This is a genomic window from Halomonas kalidii (genome assembly GCF_030010475.1).
Lineage (GTDB): Bacteria > Pseudomonadota > Gammaproteobacteria > Pseudomonadales > Halomonadaceae > Halomonas > Halomonas heilongjiangensis.
On the sequence record NZ_JASCQN010000021.1, the window covers coordinates 12,066 to 36,698 of the forward strand.

At 65.0% G+C, this 24,633-nt stretch carries 21 protein-coding genes; 10 read left to right on the plus strand and 11 right to left on the minus strand.

The window, feature by feature from the left end; all coding sequences use genetic code 11:
- Window positions 1-45: 45 nt before the first annotated feature.
- The 5 genes from QLQ85_RS03710 to QLQ85_RS03730 all read right to left on the minus strand — a co-directional run bounded on the left by QLQ85_RS03710 (window position 46) and on the right by QLQ85_RS03730 (window position 6,891).
- Window positions 46-1,605 carry an acyl CoA:acetate/3-ketoacid CoA transferase gene (locus QLQ85_RS03710; RefSeq protein ID WP_282737764.1) on the minus strand — a complete coding sequence of 520 codons (1,560 nt, stop codon included), beginning with the start codon at window positions 1,603-1,605 and terminating at the stop codon, window positions 46-48.
- Window positions 1,606-1,721: 116 nt separating this feature from the next.
- Window positions 1,722-3,020, minus strand: a complete 1,299-nt coding sequence (locus QLQ85_RS03715; RefSeq protein ID WP_282737765.1) for a TRAP transporter large permease — start codon at window positions 3,018-3,020, stop codon at window positions 1,722-1,724.
- A 5-nt stretch (window positions 3,021-3,025) separates the two neighbouring features.
- The gene (locus QLQ85_RS03720) at window positions 3,026-3,544 is read right to left on the minus strand and encodes a TRAP transporter small permease (RefSeq protein ID WP_282737766.1); all 519 of its coding nucleotides are present in this window, start codon (window positions 3,542-3,544) and stop codon (window positions 3,026-3,028) included.
- Window positions 3,545-3,607: 63 nt separating this feature from the next.
- Window positions 3,608-4,741 carry a C4-dicarboxylate TRAP transporter substrate-binding protein gene (locus tag QLQ85_RS03725; RefSeq protein ID WP_282737767.1) on the minus strand — a complete coding sequence of 378 codons (1,134 nt, stop codon included), beginning with the start codon at window positions 4,739-4,741 and terminating at the stop codon, window positions 3,608-3,610.
- A gap of 260 nt (window positions 4,742-5,001) precedes the next feature.
- Window positions 5,002-6,891, minus strand: coding sequence for an FAD-dependent monooxygenase (locus QLQ85_RS03730; protein ID WP_282737768.1), 1,890 nt, complete (start codon window positions 6,889-6,891; stop codon window positions 5,002-5,004).
- A 163-nt stretch (window positions 6,892-7,054) separates the two neighbouring features.
- Between QLQ85_RS03730 and QLQ85_RS03735 the strand changes: the two genes are divergently transcribed.
- From QLQ85_RS03735 to QLQ85_RS03745, 3 genes are all read left to right on the plus strand, one after another.
- Window positions 7,055-7,453, plus strand: a complete 399-nt coding sequence (locus tag QLQ85_RS03735; protein ID WP_282737769.1) for a TRAP transporter large permease subunit — start codon at window positions 7,055-7,057, stop codon at window positions 7,451-7,453.
- 73 nt (window positions 7,454-7,526) lie between these two features.
- A complete protein-coding gene (locus QLQ85_RS03740; RefSeq protein WP_282737770.1) occupies window positions 7,527-7,997 on the plus strand; it encodes a MarR family winged helix-turn-helix transcriptional regulator in 471 nt (156 codons plus the stop codon).
- Window positions 7,998-8,381: 384 nt separating this feature from the next.
- Window positions 8,382-8,945 (plus strand): dienelactone hydrolase family protein, encoded by a 564-nt coding sequence (locus QLQ85_RS03745; protein ID WP_282737874.1) that lies wholly within the window; start codon window positions 8,382-8,384, stop codon window positions 8,943-8,945.
- Window positions 8,946-9,056: 111 nt separating this feature from the next.
- Here QLQ85_RS03745 and QLQ85_RS03750 read toward each other — a convergent pair whose 3' ends face one another.
- The gene (locus QLQ85_RS03750; protein WP_282737771.1) at window positions 9,057-9,683 is read right to left on the minus strand and encodes a glutathione S-transferase family protein; all 627 of its coding nucleotides are present in this window, start codon (window positions 9,681-9,683) and stop codon (window positions 9,057-9,059) included.
- 254 nt (window positions 9,684-9,937) lie between these two features.
- Here QLQ85_RS03750 and QLQ85_RS03755 point away from each other — a divergent pair, with 254 nt between their 5' ends.
- The 4 genes from QLQ85_RS03755 to QLQ85_RS03770 all read left to right on the plus strand — a co-directional run bounded on the left by QLQ85_RS03755 (window position 9,938) and on the right by QLQ85_RS03770 (window position 15,905).
- Complete coding sequence (locus QLQ85_RS03755; protein WP_282737772.1) at window positions 9,938-11,209, plus strand: LysR family transcriptional regulator; 1,272 nt, start codon at window positions 9,938-9,940, stop codon at window positions 11,207-11,209.
- Between the two features lie 143 nt (window positions 11,210-11,352).
- Window positions 11,353-12,366: a TAXI family TRAP transporter solute-binding subunit gene (locus QLQ85_RS03760; RefSeq protein WP_282737773.1), complete on the plus strand. Its 1,014-nt coding sequence runs from the start codon at window positions 11,353-11,355 to the stop codon at window positions 12,364-12,366.
- A 21-nt stretch (window positions 12,367-12,387) separates the two neighbouring features.
- Window positions 12,388-14,346, plus strand: a complete 1,959-nt coding sequence (locus tag QLQ85_RS03765) for a TRAP transporter permease (protein ID WP_282737774.1) — start codon at window positions 12,388-12,390, stop codon at window positions 14,344-14,346.
- Complete coding sequence (locus QLQ85_RS03770) at window positions 14,343-15,905, plus strand: sulfatase family protein (protein WP_282737775.1); 1,563 nt, start codon at window positions 14,343-14,345, stop codon at window positions 15,903-15,905. The genes QLQ85_RS03765 and QLQ85_RS03770 overlap by 4 nt, the downstream gene beginning before the upstream one ends.
- Window positions 15,906-16,022: 117 nt before the next feature.
- Here QLQ85_RS03770 and QLQ85_RS03775 read toward each other — a convergent pair whose 3' ends face one another.
- Window positions 16,023-16,181 carry a hypothetical protein gene (locus QLQ85_RS03775; RefSeq protein WP_282737776.1) on the minus strand — a complete coding sequence of 53 codons (159 nt, stop codon included), beginning with the start codon at window positions 16,179-16,181 and terminating at the stop codon, window positions 16,023-16,025.
- Window positions 16,182-16,355: 174 nt separating this feature from the next.
- The gene (locus QLQ85_RS03780; RefSeq protein WP_282737777.1) at window positions 16,356-17,111 is read right to left on the minus strand and encodes a sulfite exporter TauE/SafE family protein; all 756 of its coding nucleotides are present in this window, start codon (window positions 17,109-17,111) and stop codon (window positions 16,356-16,358) included.
- A gap of 164 nt (window positions 17,112-17,275) precedes the next feature.
- On the opposite strand from QLQ85_RS03780, the gene QLQ85_RS03785 reads away from it, so the two are divergent.
- The 3 genes from QLQ85_RS03785 (at window position 17,276) to QLQ85_RS03795 (ending at window position 20,993) form a co-directional block, all read left to right on the plus strand.
- Window positions 17,276-18,193, plus strand: a complete 918-nt coding sequence (locus tag QLQ85_RS03785; protein ID WP_282737778.1) for a LysR family transcriptional regulator — start codon at window positions 17,276-17,278, stop codon at window positions 18,191-18,193.
- A gap of 718 nt (window positions 18,194-18,911) precedes the next feature.
- On the plus strand, window positions 18,912-20,144 hold the full coding sequence (locus tag QLQ85_RS03790; protein ID WP_282737779.1) for a serine hydrolase domain-containing protein: 1,233 nt from the start codon (window positions 18,912-18,914) through the stop codon (window positions 20,142-20,144).
- A gap of 114 nt (window positions 20,145-20,258) precedes the next feature.
- Window positions 20,259-20,993 carry a TorF family putative porin gene (locus tag QLQ85_RS03795; RefSeq protein ID WP_282737780.1) on the plus strand — a complete coding sequence of 245 codons (735 nt, stop codon included), beginning with the start codon at window positions 20,259-20,261 and terminating at the stop codon, window positions 20,991-20,993.
- 136 nt (window positions 20,994-21,129) lie between these two features.
- Here the strand turns inward: QLQ85_RS03795 and QLQ85_RS03800 are convergent, their stop codons facing one another.
- The 3 genes from QLQ85_RS03800 to QLQ85_RS03810 form a co-directional block, all read right to left on the minus strand.
- Window positions 21,130-22,146: a helix-turn-helix transcriptional regulator gene (locus tag QLQ85_RS03800; RefSeq protein WP_282737781.1), complete on the minus strand. Its 1,017-nt coding sequence runs from the start codon at window positions 22,144-22,146 to the stop codon at window positions 21,130-21,132.
- Between the two features lie 140 nt (window positions 22,147-22,286).
- Window positions 22,287-22,712 carry an acyl-CoA thioesterase gene (locus QLQ85_RS03805; protein WP_282737782.1) on the minus strand — a complete coding sequence of 142 codons (426 nt, stop codon included), beginning with the start codon at window positions 22,710-22,712 and terminating at the stop codon, window positions 22,287-22,289.
- 20 nt (window positions 22,713-22,732) lie between these two features.
- Window positions 22,733-24,571, minus strand: a complete 1,839-nt coding sequence (locus QLQ85_RS03810; protein WP_282737783.1) for a feruloyl-CoA synthase — start codon at window positions 24,569-24,571, stop codon at window positions 22,733-22,735.
- Window positions 24,572-24,633: the final 62 nt, after the last annotated feature.

The following is a 24,633-nucleotide window of genomic DNA, read 5'->3' on the forward strand; positions in this document are numbered from 1 at the left end:
GGGGCCCGTCCCGATAGCACGGCAACGCGGCCCCAACCCTGATGCTCAGTCGCGCGTCAGCCGCTCGCGCAGGTCCCCCCAGCGGGGCTGGAAGAGGCCGGCCGGCATCTCGCGCAGCTCATCGGCGATGCGCGGTACGAAGTCCATGGCCGCCAGGATGTCGCGCTCGATGTCGATGCCCGGCGCCACCTCGGTGAGGGTGACCTCGCCGTCGAGCAGCTCGAAGACGCAGCGCTCGGTGACGAACAGCACCGGTTTGCCGGTCTCCCGGGCGTAGCGGCCGCTGAAGGTGATCTGGTCGACGCGCTGCACGAACTTGCGGCGATGCCCCTCCTGGCGGATTCGTAGGCGTCCCTCCTCGACCACCACCTCGCCGCCGTTGGTGAAGGTGCCGCAGAACACCACCTTGCGGGCGTTCTGGCTGATGTTGATGAAGCCGCCCGGACCCACCACCTTGTCGCCGAACTTGCTGACGTTGAGGTTGCCCTCGTGGTCGGTCTGGGCCAGGCCCAGGAAGCAGACGTCGAGGCCGCCGCCGTCGTAGAAGTCGAACTGGTAGCCGTGGTCGATGATCGCCTCGGCGTTGTAGGAGGTGGCGAAGTCGCCGCCGCTGGCGGGCACGCCGCCATAGGTGCCGAGCTCGGTGGTCAGGGTCATCAGGTCGCTGACGCCCTCCTCGGCCGCCACGCTGGCGACCCCCTCGGGCATGCCGATGCCGAGGTTGACGATGCCGCCCGGCACCAGCTCCATGGCGGCGCGCCGGGCGATCACCTTGCGCGGGTCCAGGGGCATCGGCCTGATGCCGCCCAGCGGCACCCTGAGGTCGCCGGAGAGCGCCGGGTTGTAGCCGGTGGCCATGGTCTGCATGTGCTGCTCGGGCTCGGCCACCACCACATGGTCCACCAGGTCGCCCGGCACCTTGACCCGCTGGGGGTGCAGGCTGCCCTGCTGGGCCAGGTACTCCACCTGGGCGATGACGATGCCGCCGCTGTTCTTCGCCGCCTGGGCCATGGAGAGCTGCTCGAGGAAGATCGCCTCGCGCTCCAGGCTGAGGTTGCCGCGCTCGTCGGCGGTGGTGGCGCGTATCACCGCCACGTCCACCGGGAAGGTGCGATAGAGCAGCCACTCCTCGCCCTCGAGCTCGACCAGCCTGACCAGGTCCTCCGCGGCGGCCGCGTTGGCCTTGCCGCCCTCGAGGCGCGGGTCGACGAAGGTGCCGAGCCCCACCTTGCTGAGCACCCCGGGCTTCCTGCCGGCGATGTGTCGCCACAGGTGGGCCAGCACGCCCTGGGGCAGCAGGTAGCCCTCGAGGCGATTCTCGCGGATCAGCTCGCCCATGCGCGGCGCCTGGCCGGTGTGGCCGCTGATCAGCCGCCTGACCAGGCCGGGGTGCCCCAGGTGGTTCATGCCGCGGGTCTTGCCATCGCCACAGCCGCAGCTATGGGCCAGGGTGAGGTCGCGGGGCGCGCCGGTCGCAAGGAAGCGCGCCTCCAACGCCGTGGCCACGGCCTCGGCGAAGCCACACAGGCCGGCGGTGGTCCAGATGACGGTGTCGCCATCCCGGATCAGGCTCGCCGCGGTAGCGCTGTCGATGATCTTGTTCACTCTCTCGACCCTCTTGCGTGGGATATTTAATCTGTTGACATATATATTATATATACAACAAACATTATGTTGCGTGGCGCATGCCGAGGGGCCCCGCGGCGCAGGGCCTGCCCGGATCAGCCGCCGGTCAGCACCAGCACGATCCGGGGAAAGAAGATCACCAGGGCAACCACGACGATGTCGGCCACCAGGAAGGTCGCCACACCCTTGAAGATGTCCATCAGCGAGGCGTACTGGCCCGCCACACCCTTGATGACGAAGATGTTCATGCCCACCGGCGGGGTGATCATGCCGATCTCGAGCAGCTTCACCAGCACCACGCCGAACCAGATCAGGCTGACGTCGTAGAGCTCGAAGACGGGCAGCAGCACCGGCAGGGTCACCAGCATGGCGCCGAAGGGCTCCATGAACAGCCCCAGGAACAGGTAGATCAGCACCACCACCAGCATCAGCTCGAGATAAGTGGGATCCCAGCCGGTCACCATGCCGGTGATGTGGCCGGCCAGCCCGCTCAGGCTCAGGAAGAGGGTGAACATGCTCGCGCCGACGCCGATGATCAGCAGCGCCGAGGTAGTGGAAAGCGTCTCGAGCAGCGCGGCCTTCATCGCCTTGCCGCTCAGGCGCCCCAGGACCAGGGCGATCAGGATCGCCCCGGCGGCCCCCACGGCCCCGGCCTCGGTGGCGGTGAAGACCCCCGAGAACAGCCCACCGAACACCAGTGAGCCCAGCACCAGCACCGGCCAGATTTCGACCAGCGCCTGGCGGGCGCTGATATCGCGCACGTCGGCCGCTTGCCGGGGCACGATATCCGGCCGCCGCCAGCTGACCAGCAGGATCACGATGCTGTAGCTGATCGCCGTCAGCAGCCCGATGGTGATGCCGCCCAGGAACACCTGGGTGATCGACACCTGGGCGAAGACCCCGTAGACGATCATCAGGATGCTGGGCGGGATCAGCGCGCCGATGGTGCCACCGGCGGCGATGGTGCCGCAGGCGAAGCTCGGCTTGTAGCCGCCATTGACCATCTCCGGAATGGCGATGCGCCCCATGGCGGCCGAGCAGGCCACGCTGGAGCCGCTCACCGCGGCGAAGCCGGAGCTGGCGAAGATGCTCGAGATCGCCACGCCCCCCGGCAACCAGCGGAACACCACCTTGGCGGCATTGAACAGGCCGTTGGTGATCCCGGCGTGGTAGCAGACGAACCCCATCAACAGGAACATCGGCACCGCACTGAGCGTCCACTTGGCGATGAACTCATAGGGCGTGGACGAGAGCATGCCGATGGTGGTCTGCCAGCCGAACATCACCGTCATGCCGCCCAGCGAGACGATGATCAGCGAGAGCGCGACCGGCACCCGCAGCGCCAGCAGCAGCAGCAGGATGGCGAGACCGTAGAAGCCGACATCAACGGACATGGGGATTACCTTTCATCTGGCGCGGCGGCGGGGTGGGCCGCGCCCCTGGCCAGGAACGGCACCCGTACGACACAGACCACCGCCGCCAGGGCGAAGGCGATGGGCAGCACGAAGTAGGTCGGCCATACCGGCATGGGGAAATTGAGCGACATCACGTAGGAGCCGATGGCGTACTGCTCCATGGCCTTGCCCCAGGTGGCGATGGCCAGCACGGCATAGACCACCGCCGAGAGCAGTGACACCAGCACATCGGAGATGCGCACCAGGCACTGCCCCATCACTCCTTCCAGGGCCTCCACGGCGATCATCTCGCGGCGCCACTCCACCCAGCCCAGCGGCAGCAGCGCCAGGGTGATGAGGTAGTAGCGGGTCACCAGTTCCACGGTGGCGGGAATCGAGACCGAGAGGGTCGAGCGCAGCACCACATCCAGGGTGACGTGCACCACCATCAGCAGGATGCCGAGGGTACCCAGCAGCGCCAGACCGACGGCGGCCCGGTTCGACAGGCGATACAAAGCGGCCATGGGGGAATCTCCTGCATCTTGGGCGGGCCCGAAGCCGGGGAGCCGGCGTCGGGCGGCGTGGCATCAGGTCCCGTAGGTGGAGAAGTCCACTCCGTCCCAGACCTCGCGATTCACGGCGTCCGCGACCCGCTCCGGATCCTCGCCGGCCTCCTCGACGATGGCATTCCACTTGTCGACCAGTGCCACGAAGCGATCGAGCTTGGCGCGGGCATCGCTCACCCCGTAGCGCTCCTCCGCCTGCTCGGCGGCGTACGCCAGGTCCTGCTCACCGAAGGCCCGGCTGGCCTCGATCAGGTCGTCGCTGGGCTCGAGGATCTCGATGCCGTGCTCGCCGGCCAGCTCGTACGCCTCGTCGGTCATCTCGTAGCCCCAGCGCTGGATCGCCCGGGCGCTGGCTCGGGTCGAGGCACGCACCACCGCCTCGCGATCCTCGGGCGAAAGCGACTGCCACACCGGCTGCCCCACGGCGTGGGAGATGGTGCTGTGGAAGGTCCCCAGGTCGAGCATGGTGACGTGATCGATCGCATCCTCGAGGCGGAAGGAGATGATGTCGGCGATGGAGCCCACGGTGCCGTCGATGACGCCCTGGGAGAGGGACTCGAAGGTGTCTCCCACCGGGATCGAGGCCGGGGTCGCGGACATGGCCTCGGCCCAGCGCGAGTACTGGGGCCCGCCGACGCGCAGGCGCAGGCCGCGCAGGTCCTCGACCGAGCTGACCGGACGGGTGGTCAGGATCTGGTAGGTATCGGTGGAGTGGGAGCTGGTGTAGACGACGCCGAGCTGCTTGAGCTCCTCCTGACACGCCTCGCAGGTGGCGATGTACTCGGTCATGGCCGCGCCCATGGCATAGGGATTGGTACCGAGCAGGGCCATGTCGCCGACCAGGTTGATCTCGGGCAGGTCGGCCGGGAAGTAGGCCGGCAGGAACAGGCCGGTCTCCACCAGGCCGCTGCGAATGGCGTTGCGCATGTTACCGATCGAGGCGATCTCGGCGCCGAGGATCTGTCCCCCCAACCGGCCATCGGACTCGGCCGCGAGCAGCTCCACGAAGCCCGTGTAGAGCGGCGTGTGGGCGGGGTGGGCCGGGGGGACCCCGGGAGCCATGCGCAGGTCCCGGGCCTGGGCATGGCCGGCGAGTGCCAGGCTGCCCACGGTGGCGGCGATGGCGAGGGTCTTGAACAGGGGGCGGGTCGTCATGAGTCACCTCAGCGGTCGGGTTGTATTTGTTTATTTATTAAACAGTGGTGATGACAATCTATTTGACTCCGGATTATAGTCCAGTCCACCACCATTCCCGATACCCGACTTTGGTATGACGCCTGGCGACCCTCCGGCGCGCTAAGCCGAGGCACCTTCAACCCACCGATCACACCAACGCTTGCTTCACACTCCGACTCGGCAGCCCGGCCAGGCGAGCTGACCGGGGGCGAGTCTGGTGTAAGGGCGAGATGGCGTACTCAGTCGGGCTCCACCATGAAACGGGAGAAGAACCTGGTGAGTTCGTCGAAGCCATCCAGCGGGAGCACGAGGGAGACGTACTGGTCCGGTCGCACCACCACCAGCGCACCGGCCCCACGATCGATGCCCCGCAGGTCGAAGATGTCCTGGTCGGTACCCAGCACCGGAGCGTGGGCCTTCTGGTAGTCCTGAAGCCCGAGAGGCCACTTGTGCGGCTTGAGGACGTCGTGCATGTCGGCCCAGTCCACCTCGAGGTGCGACTGCTGGATGATGCCGTGGACGTCGAAGATCGCGTCCGGATCGGCCCCTTGCGGGGTGAAGCGGCGAATCGGTGATTCCTCGCTGGCGAGGAAGTCCATCAGTTGGTTGAACCGCGACCCCGGGCTTCTCGGGTCTACCATGTCGGCGAAGGCATAGAGCCGCCAGCGGCCGTCGGCGCGATGGACATGCCCGAGGTGGATCCGCTTGGCATCGCCGAGCCGGATGACCTCGGCCGAATGGAAGCGGCGACCAGGCGGGAAGCCGGTGGCGAGCCCCAGGTGGGTGTCGTCCCCGGTGAGCAGGTCCGGCGAATAGTGGGTGGCGAAGCCCGCAGTGAACTCGCTGTTGGTGACGAACTGCCGCTGCACCTCGGCCAGGCCCTTCATGGCCGCCTGCGGGTCGTCGGAGTCCTGGGCGGCGCCGATCGCCCGCGACCAGCGGGTATCCATCTCGATCAGGTTCTCGGCGATCACGTGGCGCTCGGCGTTGTAGGTGTGCAGCAGGCTGGCCGGACTGCGCCCCTCCAGCACCGAGATCAGTTTCCAGCCGAGGTTGAAGGTGTCCTGCATCGACACGTTCATGCCCTGGCCGGCCTTGGCGGTGTGGGTGTGGCAGGCATCGCCGGCGATGAAGACCCGCGGCGTGCGGCTCTCCATCTGGTCGTCGTCGACATCGTCGAACTTGTCGGTGACCCGGTGACCGACGCGGTAGACGGAGAACCAGGCGGCCTCCTTCACCTCGAAGGTGTAGGGGGCCAGCGCCGCCTGGGCCTTGGCTAACACCTCCTCCTTGGTCAGCCAGGCGTCCGGGGCGATGTTGCCCATGTCGACGTAGAGCCGGACCATGTAGCCGCCCTCGCGGGGGATCAGCAGGATGTTGCCCGCCTCGGCGGACTGGATCGTGCACTTGAAGCGGATGTCCGGGAAGTCGGTCACCGCTAGCACGTCCATCACGCCCCACGCCTTGTCCTCGCCGTGGCCCTGGGGCACGCGGCCGATGGACTCGCGCACCACGCTGTGCGCACCGTCACAGCCGACCACGTACCTGGCGCGGACGCTCTTCTCGCCCTCCGGTGTCTTGAGCGTCACCGTGACGCACTCGTCGGGGTCTTCGGGCACCGCCACCTTGAGCGTCTCGTGGCTGTAGTCGACCCGCAGGCGGCTGGGGGAGTTGTGCATGTATTCCAGCAGGAAGTCGAGCAGGCGGGCCTGGTTGACGATCACGTGGGGGAACTCGGAGAGGCCGTCGCGCACGTCCTGCACGCGGCCGAGCCGGGTGATCCGCGACTTGTCACCGGGGCTCGGGCCCCAGAAGTGGGTCTCGTTGACCCAGTAGGCCTCGCTGGTCATCCGCTCGGCCAGGCCGAAGGCCTCGAACATCTCCACCGTGCGGCAGGCGATGCCGTCGGCGCGTCCCACCTCGAGAGGCTCGTCGGCCTTCTCCACCACGCGGGTGACGATGTCCGGGAAGGTCGAGAGCTGGGCGGCCAGCAGCAGACCGGCCGGACCGGTACCGACGATCAGGACATCCACCTCCTCCGGCAGCGGGCCCTGCTCGTCGCCGCGTCCTTCGGCCGCGGGCTGAATCCGCGGGTCGCCACTGCGGTAACCGTCGAGGAAGTACTGCATCTGTTCACTCCATCCCGTGTTCTACGGGTCGTTGTTGATAAACCATCAGGGGTAGGGTCCGCTGCGGCAATCCGCTACGGTGATAATAATCAGTATTGTGATCAATATCGCGGCGAACAATACGACTTTCCGCCAAGACCCGGCGTCCTGTGCCCCGGCATCGATGTTCCGGAAGGGTGTCGACCCTATCCGTCATCCCCTGGCCCTGACGCTGCTCTCGGCCTCCCTGCTGGCCGCCAGCACCCCGGTGCTGGCCAACCTGGAGAGCAAGGGGCTGCACGCCTTCGCCGGCAAGAACATGCGCATCATCCCCTTGAACCTGATGCTGGTGTCGATCATGGGCTCGGCCACGGCGCAGATCGCCATCATGAGCCGGGTGATGACCCCGGAGCTGGAGCGTGACGGCTACGACAAGGGATTCGCCGCCGCCCTCACCGCGGACTCCGGCCTGCCTGGTGATCCTCGTCACCATCTTCAATCCCTGGCTGGTCAGCGTTTTCCGTTAGCGCTCACCGCTCGAACAGCCGGCGGATGCCCGGGGCAACGCACTCTGCTAAGTTAGCGACGGGGCCACCTGCCGGATACGGCGAGTGGCCGTCGATCGCTCCCCTTCCACCCTCGAATAGAACGCGACCATGACCGCAGCTCCCTTCTCAGAGGCCAGCCGATTTCCCGGCAACCTGCTCCGGCGCTGCCACCAGATCAGCGTCGCCATCTTCCTGCGCAAGTGCGAGGCCTACCACCTGACCCAACTGCAGTACATCATCCTCTGCGCGCTGGAGGAGCATGGGGCCATCGACCAGATCACCCTGGGCGGCCATACGGCCCTGGATCGCAACACCGTGGCCGTGGTGGTGCGCAAGCTGGAAGAGCGCGGCCTGGTGACCCGCCACCGCAACCCCGAGGATCGCCGCTCCATGCTGGTCACCCTCATGGAAGCGGGCCGGCAACTGCGCCGGGCCGCCGAGCCTTCCGTGGCCGAGGTGCAGGAGGAGATCCTCGCCCCCCTGGAAGCGGACGAGCGTGAGACGCTGTGCCGGCTGCTGCAGACCCTGGCCGACGAGAACAACCACCTGAGCCGGGTGCCGGTGCGCAACACCGGCTGAGCATCAAAGACGCGCCATGACGTGCCAGGTGCGCATCAGGTCGTCCGCCGCGCTGTTGGCGCTGAACCAGAGCGAGGTACCGAACAGCTCGGCATCGGGGCGGGAGAGTCACGACCCTCGTCAACGGGGCCTGTCTCTGGTTAGATGCGTCTTGGGCGACCTGCGTCCCTGACGACCTCCATCCCCATCGACACCCCGGAGCCCGCTCATGTCTCGCGCTATCGACATTCCTGCCGCCGACGGCACCATCGACGCCCATCTCTTCACGCCCGGGAGCGCCGGAGGCCCGCTGCCAGGCGTGGTGCTGTTCACCGATATCGGCGGCTGCGCCCCTGCTATCACGAGAAGGCCCAGCAGATAGCCGACAACGGCTATGCCGTGTTGATGCCCAACGTCTACTACCGCAATGCGCGCGGCCCCGTCGTGCCGGAGGGCAAGTCCTTCCGCGACCCGGACGTGCGTCCGACGCTGTTCGAGTATGCCGGCCGCCTGACGCCCGAGGCGCAATCCCGCGATTTCGTCGCCCTCCTCGACTGCATCGATAGCGAGGCCGAGTTCGCGGACGGCCAGGTAGGCGTGGTCGGTTACTGCATGACCGGCTCCTTCGCGCTGCGCATGGCGGCCGAACACCCCGACCGCGTCGCCGCCGCGGCCGGCTTTCACTCGGCCCGGCTGGCGGGCGCCGACGACCCGTACAGCCCCGTCCAGGTGGTCGGCACCATCGAGGGGCGCGTCTATCTCGGCCACGCCGACCAGGATGAGCTTCTGCCCCCCGAGCAGATCGCCCGCTTGGACGAGGCACTGGCCAAGGCCGGCGTGCACTTCACCACGGAGCTCTACAAGGGGGCAGCCCACGGCTTCACGGCCAAGGACGCCCCCGCCTACGACGCGATCGCCGACGCCCTGCATCACAAGCGGCTCGCCATGCTTCTGGAAGAGACGCTGTAACGGGACCTTCCCCGCTTCTCATCAGCGGTCCCGCTGTATGGGCCGCGAACCGGCTGTCGATCAGCGGCCGTGGAGGGCCTGCGGGTTGAAGAGCACGTCGCCGGTGACGGTCTAGCTTTTTATCGCCGCGAACGCCTCGGCGATGGTTGGCGGGGCAGTAGGGCGGGAGTACATCGTCTTCAGGTACTCTCTCAACCGCGGTGCGCCGTCGAGCATTTTCTCTTCGTTCGCCCAGTCCAGGGTATACGCGGCATTGAAGTCGGCCACGCTGAGTCGGTCGCCAACCATGAACTCGCGTTCTTTCATGTGTCTCTCGAGCACTGCCACCATCTCCAAACACTCCTGCCTCGCCAAGTCGACATCCTGAGGCAATCGCTTCTCTTCCGGATAAATGAACGTGTGACGAGCGATACGCCACAGAGGCTGCTCGATCTCGGTCACCAGGAAGAAAATCCAACGATACATCTGGGCTCTATCCTCCACCGTCTCCGGGATGAATACCGCCTGTGGATACTTTTCGGCCAGGTAGAGTTGGATCGCGGCCGATTCGGTTACCACGAGGCTCCCGTCGACCAACACGGGGACCTTGGCGGCGGGGTTGAGGGCGAGGAAGTCTTGTTGCTGGTTCTCTCCTTGCAAGAGGTTCACCGGGAGCAATTCGTACTCCAGGCCCAGTTCGTTGAGCAACCAGATGGCACGCAGGGCACGGGTCGGGGGTGTTCCGTATAGTTTCATCATTTCCAGCTCCGTCGATTTGCAGACACCCGCTATTTCACTTGTCTCCTGATCCAGTCGAGCGGGTGCTTGTGGAATCGACACCCCCAAGCGGAAGGCGATGCTCCCAGAGCCCGTGGCCTTCGGTTCCCGGGCTTGCAGGACGTCTGGTAGCCCAAGGGTGCGATGGCCCTTGCATCGCCCACTCCGGCGCCCGAGACTCTATCGAATGCGTATTGAAGACATGAGCATCGATCGGCTGCTGGAGCTCAGCGACAATGATCGACCCGGGAGAGATCCCCACCTCGGCCCGATCCGCCGCGCCGGCTGAGGCCATGGACAGCCTGCCCAGCCTGCGTTGCCTGCGCGCCCTGGCCACCGTCGCCGAGCATGGCAGCGTGCTCGGCGCCGCCGAGGCCCTCAACCTCTCCCAGCCGGCGGTCTCTCGGGCGATTCGCGACCTGGAGAAGACCCTCGACCTGTCGCTGTTCGAGCGCCACCACGGCGGCATGCTCTGTACCGAGGCCGGCGAGCTGGTGACCCACCGCTGCCGTCGCGTTCTCCACCAGTTCGCCCGCGCCGAGCGGCAACTGGCCCAGCTGCCGCTCAAGGGCCACTTCCACCGTCTGGCCCAGCGCCTCTCCCTGCGTCATCTGCGCGTGCTGGTGACCCTGGCCGAGACCCGCAACGAGCGCCAGGCCGCCCGGCGCCTGGCGCTCACCCAGCCCACCGTCAGCGCCAGCCTGCGCGACCTGGAGGGACGCGTCGGCACGCCGCTGTTCCTGCGCACCCAGCGCGGATTGATCGCCACCCCCGGCGGCACCCTGCTGACCCGACACGCCAAGGTGGCCCTGCGCGAGATGGCGCTGCTCCAGGACGATATCGCCGCCTGGCGGGGCGAGGCCCAGGGGCGGGTGGTCATCGGCGCCCTGCCGCTGACCAGTTCCCTGCTGGTGCCGCGCGCCGTGGACGCCCTGCTGCGCGAGCGCCCGGGGCTCACCGTCGTCGTGCACGAGGGCACCTATGACGTCCTCTTCGAGGCGCTGCGCAGCGGCGAGATCGATGTCCTGGTCGGGGTGCTGCACCGCATCGATCCCGAGGAGGAGATGACCCAGCAGGTACTGCTGCATGACCGCCTGGTCGCCGTGGCGCGTCCCGGGCACCCCCTGATGGGGCACAGCGACCTGGCCCTGGAGGCACTGCTCGACTGGCCCTGGATCGCTCCCCCCAGGGGCACACCCGCCCGCCACAGCTTCGACCAGCAGTTCAATACCCTGGGCATCACCCCGCCGACGCCGGTGGTGGAGGCCGGCAACCTGGGCGTCATCCGCGTCCTGCTGCGGGACAGCGACCGCCTCGCCCTGATCTCCCCCTACCAGGTGCATTACGAGGTGCAGGATGGGCACCTCGCCTATCTGCCGCTGCGCCTGCAGGGCCCACCCCGGGCCATCGGCCTCACCATGCGCGAGGACAGTGCCCCCAGCCCGGCCCTGAGTGCCCTGCGCGACACCCTGTTGACGGTCAGCCGGGCGCTCCCGTCCAGCCCCTGATAGAAAAAACGCATACCCACGCCGTGGAATGGCATTGGTCCTCGGGCACCGCGCCAGCCCAGACTGAGGCCAACCGTGACGCCGGCGGCTCACCCCGTCGCCGCGGCAATAACAACCCCACAACGACACGCCCGGAGCCACCCATGACGCTCAAGACACTGCTCACCACCACCGCGCTGGCCGGGGCCCTGGCCCTCACCACCGCCCAGGCGCAGGCCCAGACCCTGCGCGCCGAAAGCGGCAACCCCGCCACCTTCAATTCCCAGCTGGCCACCCTGATGAGCACCCTGGCCAGCCGCGACCACGACCTCGACATCCAGCTCAGCACCGGCCAGAACCTGGCCATGACCGGCGTCAAGCTGGGCGCCGGGCGCATCGATATGACGATGATTCCCACCGAGCTCTACGGCTACATGGGGGAAGGCACCCGCATGTATGGCGAGATGGGCGACCAGGCCGTCCAGGCGGCGGACAACCTGCACTCGCTGTTCGGCTTCGTCCACGGCGCCTACCATGTCTTTACCTGGGCCGACAGCGGCATCGAGAGCTGGGACGACATCGCCGGCAAGAACGTCTACATCGGGCCGGCCGCCAGCGCCGCCAGCACCGCCATCGAGCAGGTGATCCATGCCAACACCGGCATGCGCCCCAACGAGGGCTATCGGGCGGTAACCCTCGGCTGGGGCGGCTCCGGCCAGGCCTTTTCCGACGGCCAGGTGGACGTGCTGGTGAGCGGCTCGCAGATCGGTTCCGCCTCCATCGAGCAGTACTCCCTGGTCAACCCGATCCGCTTCCTCGGCATGAGCGAGGAGGGCCTGGCGAGCGATACCTGGCAGGAACTGATGGCCACTCCCGGCATGCTGCCGGTGGAGATCACCAACGACACCTACGCCAACACCGTCAACGAGGAGGAGACCATCACCCTGCTGGCCTTCACCATGATGGCGCTGGTCAATCAGAGCCTCGACGAGGAGACCGCCTACCGGCTGACCAGCACGGTGTGGGACAACATCGACGAGATCCGCGACTCCAGCCCGATCTTCGACGGCCTGACGATCGAGGAAGCCTTCATCGGCGTCGATGCCCCGCTACACCCCGGCGCCTACCGCTACTACCAGGAGCGCGGCGTCGAGGTGCCCGAGCAGCTGATCCCCTGATCCGACTCGACAGGCTTGCCCATGACTCACGCACTCTTCCCGCACTCCGAGGTCCGCCTCCGGGCGGTCCTGGCCTACGCGGTCGGCCTCGGCATCGCCCTGCTGGGCATCGTCAACAGCATGCCGAGCTTCGGCCCGATCCCTCGCCTGGGGCCCTTCGGCTACGAGTACATGCACCCGCTGATGCTGGGCCTGGCGTGCCTGGCGGTGGTCGGCCGCCAGACGCTGCTGAAGACACCCGACGGCGCTGGCCCCGTCTGGCGCCTGGCGGGCGGCCTGCTGGATGTCGGGGTGCTCGTCGCGCTGATCGTGGCCCTGCACGACTACTACGTCACCATGGAGCGCCTCAAGGGCGGCCTGTTCTTCTTCGATGCCGCCCACGCCTGGACGGCGCTGGCCGGCGTGGCCGCCCTGCTGCTGATCTGCCTGCGCCAGTGGGGGCTGGCGCTGACCGCCGTGGCCGGGGTGGCGCTGCTCTACTTCTACACCGGCCACCACTGGCCGGGGCTGTTCCGCATGGCCCCCATCGACGTCATCGAGGGCACCGCGGATACCCTCTGGTACAACAGCACCAACGGCGTGCTGGGCTCGCTGCTGGCCATCGTCATCAACACCATCCTGCCCTTCATCCTGCTGGGGGCACTGCTCGAGGGCAGCGGCGCCGGCGGCTCGTTGATCAAGGTCTCGCTGCACGCCTTCCGGCGGGCCCGGGGCGGCCCGGCCCATGCCGCCATCCTCTCCTCCGGGCTGTTCGGCTCGGTCTCGGGCAGCGCCGTGGCCAACGTGGTGGGCACCGGGGTGATCACCATCCCGATGATCCAACGCCGCGGCTTCAGCCCCGCCTTCGCCGGGGGCGTCGAGGCCACCGCCTCCAGCGGCGGCCAGATCATGCCGCCGATCATGGGCGCCGCGGCCCTGGTGATGGCCGACTTCATCGGCATTTCCTACCTGACCATCATCGTCGCCGCGCTGATTCCCGCGCTCTTCTACTACGGCTCGCTGTTCGCCGCCGTGGTCTACGAGGCGCGCCGCCTGGGCATCGAGAGCCGGCCGGTCGACCTCGACCCGGCCGACCGGCCCGAGCGCCAGGACTTCATCAACCTGATCATGGTCGCGGTGCCGCTGACGGTGGTGGTGGTCGCGCTGATCGCCGGCTTCTCCCCGGCCGGCGCCGGCATCCTGGCGCTCTTCTCGGTGGTGCCGCTGAGCCTGGCGCTCAACCCCGAGATTCGCCGGTCTCCCCTGACCCTGGTCCGCTCCCTGGCCAATGGCGGCAATAGCTTCGCCACCCTGCTGATCGCGGTGGGCGTGGTCGGCATCATCGTCGCCGTGCTCTCCTCCACCGGCCTGCCGATCAAGTTCGCCCAGGTGATCGGCGCCTCCACCGGGGGCAGCCTGCTGGTCTCGCTGCTGCTGGCCATGATGGCGGCGCTGGTGCTGGGCATGGGCATGCCGACCCTGCCGGCCTACCTGACCATCATCCTGATCATGGGCCCGGCCATGCTGCGCCTGGGCCTGGAGCCGCTGGTCGCCCATATGTTCGTGTTCTACTTCGGGGTCGCCTCGGCGATCACCCCACCGGTGGCGGTGGCGGCCTTCGCGGCGGCCTCCATCAGCCAGGCCTCGCCGCTCAAGACCGCCCTGGAGGCGACCCGCATCGGCCTGGTGATCTTCCTGCTGCCCTTCACCTTCGCCTTCTACCCGGAGCTCCTGCTGGTGCCCGAGGCGGGCGGTTCGGGCGCCTGGTACGACATGGCCTCGATCCTGCTGCGCCTCTCCCTGGCGGTGCTGCTGATCGCCTCGGGACTGGCCTGCCACGACCGCTGCCGGCTCTCGCTCGTCGAGGCCGCGCTGCGGGTGGGCGTGGCCATCGCCATGCTGGTGACCTTCCCGCTGGTGCACTGGCCGGCCTTCTTCCTCGGTGTCGCCCTGCTGGTGGTGCACCGCCAAACCAGCCTCAAGAAGGGAGCCCTGGCATGACCCGCAGACCCAACTTCCTGTTCATCATCACCGACCAGCAGCGCGCCGACTACCTCGGCTGCATGGGGCATCCGCGGCTGAAGACGCCGCATATCGACGGCCTGGCGGCGCGGGGCACCCGCTTCGAGGAGTTCTACACCGCGAGCCCGGTTTGCATGCCCAACCGCGCCTCCCTGGTCACCGGCCGCTACCCCAGCGTGCACGGCCTGCGCAAGAACGGGCTGCACCTGCCCCGGCACAACAGCACCTTCGTCGAGGCGCTGCGCCTGGAGGGCTACCATACGGCGCTGATCGGCAAGTCCCACTTGCAGCCCTTCACCGGCCGCGACGTCCCGCAGCAGAACCCCGCGGCCGGGGCCCGCGTGCCGGATGCCCACCAGGAGAGCGACGAGGACTGGCGCAACGAGGAGCCGGAGCGCTGGAGCGACGAGGCGGAGTACCGCGTCGAGCTGCCCTACTACGGCTTCGCCCATGCCGACATCGTCACCCGGCACGGCGACAACTGCGGCGGCCACTACGACCGGTGGCTGCGCCGCCAGGTCGAGGACCCGGAGCGCCTGCAGGGGCCGGCCCATCAGCTGCCCCATGACTACATCTGCCCCCAGGCCTACCGCACCGCCATGCCGGAGGAACTGCATCCCACCCGCTACGTGGAGCGCCAGGCCTGCGACTACCTGGCCTCGCGACAAGGCGAGGAGGCGCCCTTCTTCGCCTTCGTCTCCTTCCCCGACCCCCACCATCCCTTCTGTCCGCCGGGCAGGTACTGGGACCTCTACGATCCCGACGATTTCGAGGTGGAGGTGCCCTATGACGCCCACCGCAATCCACCCCCGCACCTGCGCTTCGTCGCCGACCAGTACCGCCGCGGGGAGCGCAACGCGCGCACCGAGAAGGCCTTCATGGCCAGCGAGCGGGAGATTCGCGAGGCCATGGCCCTGACCTGCGGCATGATCACCATGATCGACGACGCCGTGGGCCGCCTGCTGGAGAGCCTCGAGGCACACGGGCTCGCCGACGATACCGTGGTGATCTTCACCAGCGACCACGGCGACTACATGGGCGACTTCAACCTGCTGCTGAAGGGCCCCGCCCCGCTGCGCAGCATCACCCGGGTGCCGCTGATCTGGGCCGAGCCCGGGGCGGGCGAGGCGCGCCGCACCGCGGCCCTGACCTCGGCCATCGACATGGCGCCGACTATTCTCGAGTGCGCCGGCATCACCCCCTATCACGGTATCCAGGGCACCAGCCTGTTGCCGCTGCTGCACGGCGAGGCGTGGGAACGGCGCTCATTGCTGATCGAACACGAGGACAATATCGCCCACTGGGGCTTCAGCGAGCCGGCCCACTCGCGCACCCTGCTCCGGGACGGCTACCGGCTGACGCTCTACCAGGACCAGGCGTGGGGCGAGCTCTACCATCTGGAGCGCGATCCCCACGAGACCCGCAACCTCTGGGACGATCCGGCCCATCGCGAGCAGCGTCACGCCCTGACCGAGGCGCTGCTGCGCCAGATGCTCGCCGCCAGCGAGACGAGTCCCTGGCCCAAGCGCATCGCCTGAGCCAGCCCTCACCCCACAACGAAAAGAGCCAGCGCACAGCGCTGGCTCTTCTCGTTGTATCGCGTTGCCCTCCCGCCTCGATGCGGGCGAGACCTCTTCCGTTAGATATATCTTCAGTTAAATATAAAAATTGTTGCGCAAGCGGACCTGGTGCTGACGGTAGGCGCTCTCGGTCATCCGCTCGAGCAGCCGAAGGGCGGTCAGGCCGATACGCTTGATCAGGGGGATCTCGGGCGCAGTGGCGGGCGCGCTATAGGAGAGCGTCTGGGTGGTCATGGCATGGGACCTCGGTCATTTCATAAGGATGCTAACAGAATAGCCGATCCTTAGACTTTAGTCCAATTCACTCGCCTTTAGTCGCATGCGATCCGCCGGTCGCTCCGATGCGATGACACCCCGCAGGTCACCGAGGCGCTCTCGGTGCGCTTCCTCGCTCAGGGGATCTACCGATCACACCAGGAGGAGATCGTAGGTCATGTTGAGCAGCGAGACGCCGATCAGGGTATAGACCAGGCCGCTGACGGCACGGCTCGACAGCCGGGCGACCAGGGGCCGGCCCAGCATCACTCCCACGGCGCCGCCCAGGGTCACCAGCAGGGCGAGCAGCGGCTCGAGATGGCCGCCGCCGCTGAACACCAGCCCGGTGCAGGCCGACAGCAGCAGGCCGATGACCGTCGAGGTGCCCACCACCACCTTGATGTCGGCGCCGCTCATGGCGCGCAGGGTCGGCACGATCAGCACGCCGCCCCCCACCCCGGTCGCCCCCACCATGGCCCCGCAGGCCGAGGGCATCAGCCCGCCCAGCCACTGGCCGACGTGCTGCAGTACCTGGGGCCGGAAGCTGGCCAGCAGTGCGAAGCCGGCGGCGGCCAGCACCGCCAGCTTGAGCCCATGCTGCACGCTCCCCCCCCAGGAGGTGCGCAACAGCAGGGTGATGACCAGGGCCAGCAGCAGGCAACTGGGCACCGCCCAGCGCGAGAAACGCTTGAACAGCGTCCAGTCGACGCGGCTGTCGCGCCCGTGGGCATAGGTCGCTACCACCTTGATCAGTACCGAGACCAGGCTGGCGGTGCCCACCGCCGTGGCCGGCGCCACGCCGAACAGCAGCATCAGGCCCGGCACCATGATCACCCCGGCGCCGACCCCGGAAAGCAGGATCAACAGGCCACAGAGGACACCGAACAGCAGGGCCGTGACTTCGAACATCGACTACCTCCGTGGCAAGACTCGAGAGCAAAGACGAAGCAGCACCGGGCCGCCTCGTATCACGCTGGGTGTCCTATCCTGCCTCAGGCATTGCGATTCCAAAAATTCATTTTTAATATGCTTGAGCAAAATTTTTGAATACATACAGCGACGAGGACACCGCCTTGGAAGCCAAGCACCTGATGCAGCTGGCCATCATTCTCGACTGCGGCTCCATCAGCCAGGCCGCCGGCAAGCTGCACATCAGCCAGCCGACCCTGACCAAGAACATGCAGACGCTGGAGATGCAGGCCGGCGGTTCCCTCTTCACCCGCAGCCGTCACGGGGTGCGCCAGACGTCCCTCGGCGGCACGCTGGCACGCCAGGGGCGCGCCATCGCCACGTCGGTGTGGGCGGCCGAGCAGTCCGCCACCCGCTTCGGCCTGGGCATGCAGACCGAGCTGCGCATCGGGGTCGGTCCCCTGATGGCCAGCCTGCTGATGCACACCGTCACCGAGGCGCTGCTGCGCGACTACCCGAGCCTGTCACTGCTGATCCAGGTGGATACCCCCTACCGGCTGTTCGAGAAGATCAACGATGACGAGCTGGATATCGCCGTGGCCCCCACGGTGATCTCGGCGAGCCAGGAACTCGACCGCATCACCCTCTTCGAGGATCGCCTGGCCATCTTCGCCTCCCGCCATCACCCCCTGGCCCAGCAGCAGCGCATCGAGATCGGCGAACTGGTCGGCTACCCCTGGGTCAATATCGCCACCTACGCCAAGTTCGAGGAGTCACCGGTGGAACGCCTGCAGAAGGCCGGGCTCAAGCAGGTGAACACCCATATCGCCCTGGCCGGCGATGCCATGATCTGCCTGAACATCCTGCCTACCGGCGACTACCTGAGCATCATGCCCGAGCGCCTCACCAACATCGCCGCCCCACACTACGGCCTGCAGAGCCTGCCGGTGGCGGCCGACTTCGGCGAGCGCAACATGCACCTCTGGCACCCCCCCGCCCTAGCCGGCGATGCCATGCTGGACGCCGTCGCCCGCGCCTTCATGGAGACCCTGGAAGCGGCCACTGCGGTACCGCCGGCATGAAAACTCGGCAGGCGCCAGGCCTGTCGAGCCGAGTAAGCTAGTCAAGCCTTCCCGCGAGCAGCGATCTCAGATGCTGACGATGCGGCCCGCCGCTACGTTGTAGTCGGTACGATCGTCGGTCACCGCCGTGCCGAAGAAGGCTACCAACAGAGAGGATCAGAGGCGCTAGCGCCAGTCGTGTTGCTGTTGTCCTTGTATGTTCCCGTTATGTGTCTTGATGCTGCTCAGCGCTAGAATGCTGATAAATAATACTTTCTTCTGACACCTTGTTGTCATGAACAGTATTATCTCCTGCAAAACACTCGAAATACGAACAGATGGAGAGGCCAGGAAAAAAGTCATGAAAACAAAGGGGTAGGTACGAAATGACATGGGTCGGCGGCTGTATCGTGTCTCCCCCTGCCCTCCTAAAGTCGAATCGCTCCTGAGGGTCGTCGCCGAGGTGGAGCTTTACCACGACCACGTCGCCCTGCATGTCGACGTCATGACCGGGACAAAGCGTCCCTACCCCTACCGCAGGGCCACGTTCACCTCTTACGGTATCGGCTTGCCAGCATGCTGGCTGGGGCTTCCATGACCGTCGCCAGTACAGCTTCTACTACCCCCTCTGCATCTGCAGAGGTTTTTTTCTCAACATTCCTTTCTAGTATGGGTATCGCTCATAGATAGCGCTGCCTCGAGCCTTCTCGCCTGACCAACACAGAATAAGGGTCTAACCATGACATTCAAAAAAAACAGCAATGCCATTGTCATTGCCGCTATCGCCTCTCTTTACTCGGCAACCTGCCTGGCATCCCCTCTTGATCACAACGAGGAAAAGTGGACCACGGACACCATGATCAATGCCCGGGCCAATATGTTTCACCCCGACCTCAATTACCTGACTTTCCAGAACTTTAACAAAATGTTTTCCACCCGCACTGTGGAGGCATCGTCCACCCCATGGCGACTGGAGGAAGACCTGGTCGAGATCAATGGAACCTTCTCGATGGAGGGGGAAGAGCTGTCTCTTGAGGAGTTCCTAGAAAAAACCCGGACCAATGCACTGCTAGTCATCAACGATGGCAAAATTTCTTATGAGCACTATCGTAACGGGTTAAGCGAAACGCATCCGCATGCCGTCTTCTCAGTGTCCAAATCGATTATTGCAACCTTGATTGGCCTGGCTGTCGAAGATGGCAAGATCGCCAGTCTAAACGACAAGGTAACCGACTACCTTCCGGAGCTGGTGGGGACCGGCTTCGAAGGTACCAGAATAATTGATCTACTCCGGATGCGCTCAGGTGTGGCTTGGGATGAGCACTACGAATTTGGAGGAGACACGCAACTCACAGAGGTTCATGACAATTCTCTGGTCGCTTACAAGTATCGGTGGTGCGACTATGCTGTGACGTCTTCAGAGAAGCTGCACGAACCCGGAGATCAGTTCAACTACTCCACCCTGGACACCAGTGTACTCGGCTGCTTGCTGGAGAGTGCAGTGGGCACGACGGCGGCAGAGTACATGTCGGAGAAGATCTGGAAGCCCGCCGGCATGGAATCAGATGCCTTTTGGATCATGGATGGCCCCGAGCCTGTCGGCAATGAATTCTATGGTGCCGGCTTCAATGCTACGCTACGCGATCTCGGCCGCTTGGGACTCTTGATGCTCAATATGGGCGAGGCTAATGGCACCCAAGTGATCTCTGAAGCGTGGGTAGAAGAATCTACCGTTTCCGATCCTGGCTATGAACGCACTGAGGAAGGCTCACCCATCGGTTATCAGTATCAGTGGTGGACCTTACCTGAGTCGGATGCCTATTCTGCCATCGGCCTCTACAACCAGTTCATCTACATTGACCCTCAAACCCAAACCGTGATCGTAAAACTTAGCCACACCCCCGATCCACTTGGCTGGGAGGAAGTCAACCTCGAGTTCCTTGAGAAGATATCACACCTCTTCTCAGAATAATCCACATCTGAATCCACTTTAACGCCTGCGATTCCTTCCACAACCTTTAAAGGTGGACAGGATCGCAGGACTTCACGCCCCCTTATGTCATCTCCTAAAACAAGGAAAAATATAATGATGAAGAAATCAACAATTCTGATTGTTGCGGGAATCGCTTTCACCTTCACTCTATCGGCTCATGCCGTGGAGCTCACTGAAGAACTTGATTTAGCACTTGATATCAAGGGATTAAGCGATTATCGTGCCGGCGGAATTTCAATGACGAACAACAACTCTGCCTTATGGATGGATGCCACCTTGGTCCACAAGAAAAGCGGGGGGCATGTCGGAATATTTACTTCCAACATAGATTTCGGCACTGCAGCCAATAGAGAATTTGCCTACTACCTCGGTATCGCACGACCGCTCTCAGAGAATATTTTCGCCTCCTTCAGCCGGCTCGAGTACGAATACCCCAGCAGCAGCCAATTCAACTTCGGGGAGTGGATTGGGACACTCAGCGCATATGGCGCCACCCTTGGAGTAAAGTATACTGACGACATCAAGCCATTCAATGAAAAACGCACTATCGCCTGGGTGGAGTATGAACACAAGCTCCCGCACGGCTTATCTATTGATGTCCGCTACGGTCTCACAGACACTGAGAATGATATATATATCGACAGCGAGGGATCCAGCCGCAGCACCTATTACGACTGGGAGATTGGCATAGGCAAACAACAATGGGGACTGGACTTTCGCCTGTCCTATATAGACACCGACTTATCGAAATCCGAGTGCGCCTCTTCCTTCGGAGCCGATGATATTTGTTCATCGACCTTTGTAGGTTCAATATCCAAAAGATTCTAGTCACTTTCAGACACGAGCCATAAGGCATCCCGGTGCGATGGCTCACCCTCAGCGCCCCCATAGAAATATCTCAACAACCAGTCTCAACAAACTATGGGGGCCTTTTTCTTCTTGGGCAAGGGATCATGCCCACTCCTCAACTGCTACCAGGCTGGCGAAGAGCCGAGATCAGCTCTACCTTGTTGCTGACGCCCAACCGGATATAGGCACTGCGGAGGTAGGTCCTCGCAGTTGCAGGGGTAACGCCGAGAGCACGGGCCACTTCCTTGTAGGAGTTGCCCAGTGAATATAGCCTCGCCGCACTGAGTTCACGAGGCGATAGAGAGGAGGACTGCTGACGCGAAGATAGAACCAGAGAGACCAGGTCTCCACACTGCTGAACGATGATCCCCTGCTTGCCATCAGGATACATCGTACAGGGCACACGACTCTCTAGGCTGGATATGCTGTCCGGCAAGCTGGACCCTTGCCAGCCAGCATACTTTTCACTGAGTGCTGTACCGACATCCCTGCCAATATAGAGCAACTTTCCTTGCATGCTGGCCAGCGCATAACTATCCCAGACACTCGGTAGACCATCGGATCGGATCGTCGACAGATGGGCTCGCCAACAACAGGTCAAATGATTAAAAAACTCTTCCATCAATATTGACTCGGCATCGTCGAAGCCAACGCCTGAATTTCCTCTATTTATAGACACGAAGAACAGCATGCCACTGGAAGGAAACTCCTGCGTCACGGCCATGCTATGGAAGATGTCATGTCGCTTGCAGAATGCCTCCACCTCCTCATTTCCACCTTTCGATGCTTCGTTATTGTTGTCCCTCACGGCCCTCCCCAGGCAGGAAATCGAGGTGTTCGCATAGCAGTCTATCCCGGAGATGCCATTCCATTCCTCTGCAAAGGATGCGCTCAAGCCGTGACTTCCATGCATCAAATTCTTCGGTGGTGAGTTATCCGTTGGAATATAGACTTGGCCCCACCATGCCGAATCGAAGCTCACGACATTACTGAAGATCAGAATGGCTTCATGTAACCAGCTTTCGGCAGACGAATCCTCGGACAGTTCTGACAACTTCAGCACTTCACGGCTGAAGCATTTGAGGTCATTCTCATCCAGCCTTGGGTTCCGCGCCTTGCTATTATTGTTCATATTGTCACCTGATGTTGGGTATCTCCTCTCCCTGGATCAGCTACACGTTACTCTTACCATGGATAAGAGCGTATGGGTAAGAGCGCTTGGATCAGAGCGGCTCGGGCCACATGCCGGGGTTATTCCATCGCCTTGTCATATCACCCCCCGTCGTGCCTCAAGGCCGCCCGCACCTCTTCCGGTACCGGCCTGCCCTGCATGCGCCGGGGATCCTCCGGGTGCCACCCCGCCCAGACGCGGGTCACCCTGGCCTCCACGGCCACGGCGTCGCCGCGATGCAGGACATGCTGCACATCGAAGCTGCTGTTGCGGAACTCGGCGATCCGCGTCTCGATGCGCACCTCGTCGCCGTGGCGGCAGGGGGCGAGAAAGCGGGTGCGCAGATCGACCACGGGGTAGCCGATCACCTCGAAGCGCGCCTGCAGTGTCGTCGTGTCGAACCCCGCCTTGGCGAACAGCAGGTTGGTGCCGCTATCGAAGTAGGCCAGGTAGCGGGGGTGGAAGACGATCCCCGCCGGATCGCAGTCGCCCCACTCGATCAGCCGGGTATGGGTATGGATCAGCATGGGTGATTCCCCGTGGGCACTCAGTCGAGCCGCAGCACGGCCGGCGGTGGCGCGTCGCGGTAGAGGCCGGCCGCGACCTCGGCCCGGTTCTCCAGCACGGCACGCTGGTTGATCGAGCCCTTGTCGGTGGCCTCGTGGGCATCCAGGCGTGGCGGCGCGTCGAGCAGCACCAGCCGACGCACCCGGGTCGAGCTGCCCGTGCTCTGGGCGTCCAGGTCGCGCAGCAGTTGCAGGAATCGCTCGCGCACCGGCTCGCTGGCCAGCACCGCGGCGGCCTCGGCCGTGCCGTCCAGTCCCGCCAGTTCTCGGCACTTCTCCAGGTCCGGGAAGACCATGGCCGAGACATAGGGCTTGTCGAGCCCGGCGATCATCGCATCCTTCACATGGGGCGCCCCGGCCTCGATGATGCGGGCGCGCAGCGGCCCGACGCTGACCCAGGTGCCGGTATCGAGCTTGAAGTCCTCGGAGATGCGCCCGTCGAAGCGCATGCCGCGCTGGGGATCGTCCGGGTCGATGAACCTGACCGCATCGCCCAGGCAATAGAACCCCTCCTCGTCGAAGCTCCTGGCGGTGACCTCGGGTTGGCGCCAATAGCCCGGCATCACGCTGGGCCCCTTCACCCGGCACTCCAGCTTGCCGCCATTGGGCACCAGCTTGACCGTCACCCCGCGGGCCGGCAGGCCCACCACGCCGGACTGCGACTCCTCCAGCGAGGCGAACATCGCCGAGGGCGCCGTCTCGGTGGCGCCCAGGCCGGTCAGCATGCCCACCCGGCAGCCCAGGGTCTGGACGGCCAGGCGGTCGAGCTCGTCCCAGATATGCTGCGAGAGCCCCGCCGCAGCGAAGAACATCAGGTTGAGTCGCGAGAAGAAGGTCTCGCGCAGGGCATCGTCGCGCTTCAGGTAGTCGACCAGGATCTCGAAGCCCTTGGGCACGTTGAAGTAGACCGTCGGCGAGATCTCGCGGAGGTTGGCGATGGTCTTCTCGAACTCGCCGGGCACCGGACGGCCATCGTCGATGTAGAGGCTGCCGCCGTTGTAGAGCACGATGCCGATGTTGTGGTTGCCGCCGAAGGTGTGGTTCCAGGGCAGCCAGTCCACCAGCACCGGGGGCTCGTCGCGCAGGAAGGGCATCTGTGCCGCCAGCATCTCCTGGTTGGCGCACAGCATGCGGTGGGTATTGATCACCCCCTTGGGCATGCCGGTGGAGCCGGAGGTGAACAGGAACTTGGCGATGGTATCGGGGGTGACGGCCGCCTGGGCGGCATCGACCGCCTCGGTCACCGGCGTCGCCAGCAGCTCGGCGACGTCCTGCACGCCCGACACCCCATCGGGGACCACCGCCAGGCAGGCGCAGTCGTCGGGGCGAACCGCGGCCAGGGCGGCGGCGAAGTCTTCCGCCCGATCGACCATCAGCAGGCCCGGGGTCAGCAGCTCGACGATATGGCGCAGCTTGCCGAAGTCCCGGCTGACCAGCGAGTAGGCCGGCGAGACGGGGGCAAAGGGGATGCCCACGTACATGGCCGCCAGCGCCAGCAGCAGGTGCTCGATGGAGTTGCCACCGAGGATGGCCAGGGGCCGCTCGGGGCTCAGGCCGTGATTCAACAGTCCTTGCGCCAGATGGCGTACCCGGGTCAGGGTCTCGGCATAGCTCAGGCGCTGCCACTCACCACGGGCATCGCGCCGCGCCACGAAGGTCCGGTCCGGCGCCTCACGGGCCCAGCGATGCAGGCATTCGAGCAGGGTGGCGGGGTAGTCGCCCAGCGGTTCCTCGACATTGAGCAATTGGGTGCCATCGGCGCGCGGGATCAACTTGGCGGTAGCAGTGCCCAAACGGACATCGCGGAAGGGGTGGGACATGGGCGCTCCTGCGGGTTGTGATCGTTGTCAGGATCGGTGATGGCGTGCGCTACCCTAGACAG

Coding starts and splice junctions, on each gene's coding strand:
- QLQ85_RS03780 (WP_282737777.1), bottom strand. CDS start 17,111: ATGTTCGAAGTCACGGCCCTGCTGTTCGGTGTCCTCTGTGGCCTGTTG.
- QLQ85_RS03735 (WP_282737769.1), top strand. CDS start 7,055: ATGTTCCGGAAGGGTGTCGACCCTATCCGTCATCCCCTGGCCCTGACG.
- QLQ85_RS03715 (WP_282737765.1), bottom strand. CDS start 3,020: ATGTCCGTTGATGTCGGCTTCTACGGTCTCGCCATCCTGCTGCTGCTG.
- QLQ85_RS03800 (WP_282737781.1), bottom strand. CDS start 22,146: ATGAACAATAATAGCAAGGCGCGGAACCCAAGGCTGGATGAGAATGAC.
- QLQ85_RS03775 (WP_282737776.1), bottom strand. CDS start 16,181: ATGACCACCCAGACGCTCTCCTATAGCGCGCCCGCCACTGCGCCCGAG.
- QLQ85_RS03750 (WP_282737771.1), bottom strand. CDS start 9,683: ATGATGAAACTATACGGAACACCCCCGACCCGTGCCCTGCGTGCCATC.
- QLQ85_RS03790 (WP_282737779.1), top strand. CDS start 18,912: ATGACATTCAAAAAAAACAGCAATGCCATTGTCATTGCCGCTATCGCC.
- QLQ85_RS03760 (WP_282737773.1), top strand. CDS start 11,353: ATGACGCTCAAGACACTGCTCACCACCACCGCGCTGGCCGGGGCCCTG.
- QLQ85_RS03795 (WP_282737780.1), top strand. CDS start 20,259: ATGATGAAGAAATCAACAATTCTGATTGTTGCGGGAATCGCTTTCACC.
- QLQ85_RS03810 (WP_282737783.1), bottom strand. CDS start 24,571: ATGTCCCACCCCTTCCGCGATGTCCGTTTGGGCACTGCTACCGCCAAG.
- QLQ85_RS03730 (WP_282737768.1), bottom strand. CDS start 6,891: ATGCAGTACTTCCTCGACGGTTACCGCAGTGGCGACCCGCGGATTCAG.
- QLQ85_RS03805 (WP_282737782.1), bottom strand. CDS start 22,712: ATGCTGATCCATACCCATACCCGGCTGATCGAGTGGGGCGACTGCGAT.
- QLQ85_RS03720 (WP_282737766.1), bottom strand. CDS start 3,544: ATGGCCGCTTTGTATCGCCTGTCGAACCGGGCCGCCGTCGGTCTGGCG.
- QLQ85_RS03755 (WP_282737772.1), top strand. CDS start 9,938: ATGATCGACCCGGGAGAGATCCCCACCTCGGCCCGATCCGCCGCGCCG.
- QLQ85_RS03770 (WP_282737775.1), top strand. CDS start 14,343: ATGACCCGCAGACCCAACTTCCTGTTCATCATCACCGACCAGCAGCGC.
- QLQ85_RS03725 (WP_282737767.1), bottom strand. CDS start 4,741: ATGACGACCCGCCCCCTGTTCAAGACCCTCGCCATCGCCGCCACCGTG.
- QLQ85_RS03765 (WP_282737774.1), top strand. CDS start 12,388: ATGACTCACGCACTCTTCCCGCACTCCGAGGTCCGCCTCCGGGCGGTC.
- QLQ85_RS03745 (WP_282737874.1), top strand. CDS start 8,382: ATGCCCAACGTCTACTACCGCAATGCGCGCGGCCCCGTCGTGCCGGAG.
- QLQ85_RS03740 (WP_282737770.1), top strand. CDS start 7,527: ATGACCGCAGCTCCCTTCTCAGAGGCCAGCCGATTTCCCGGCAACCTG.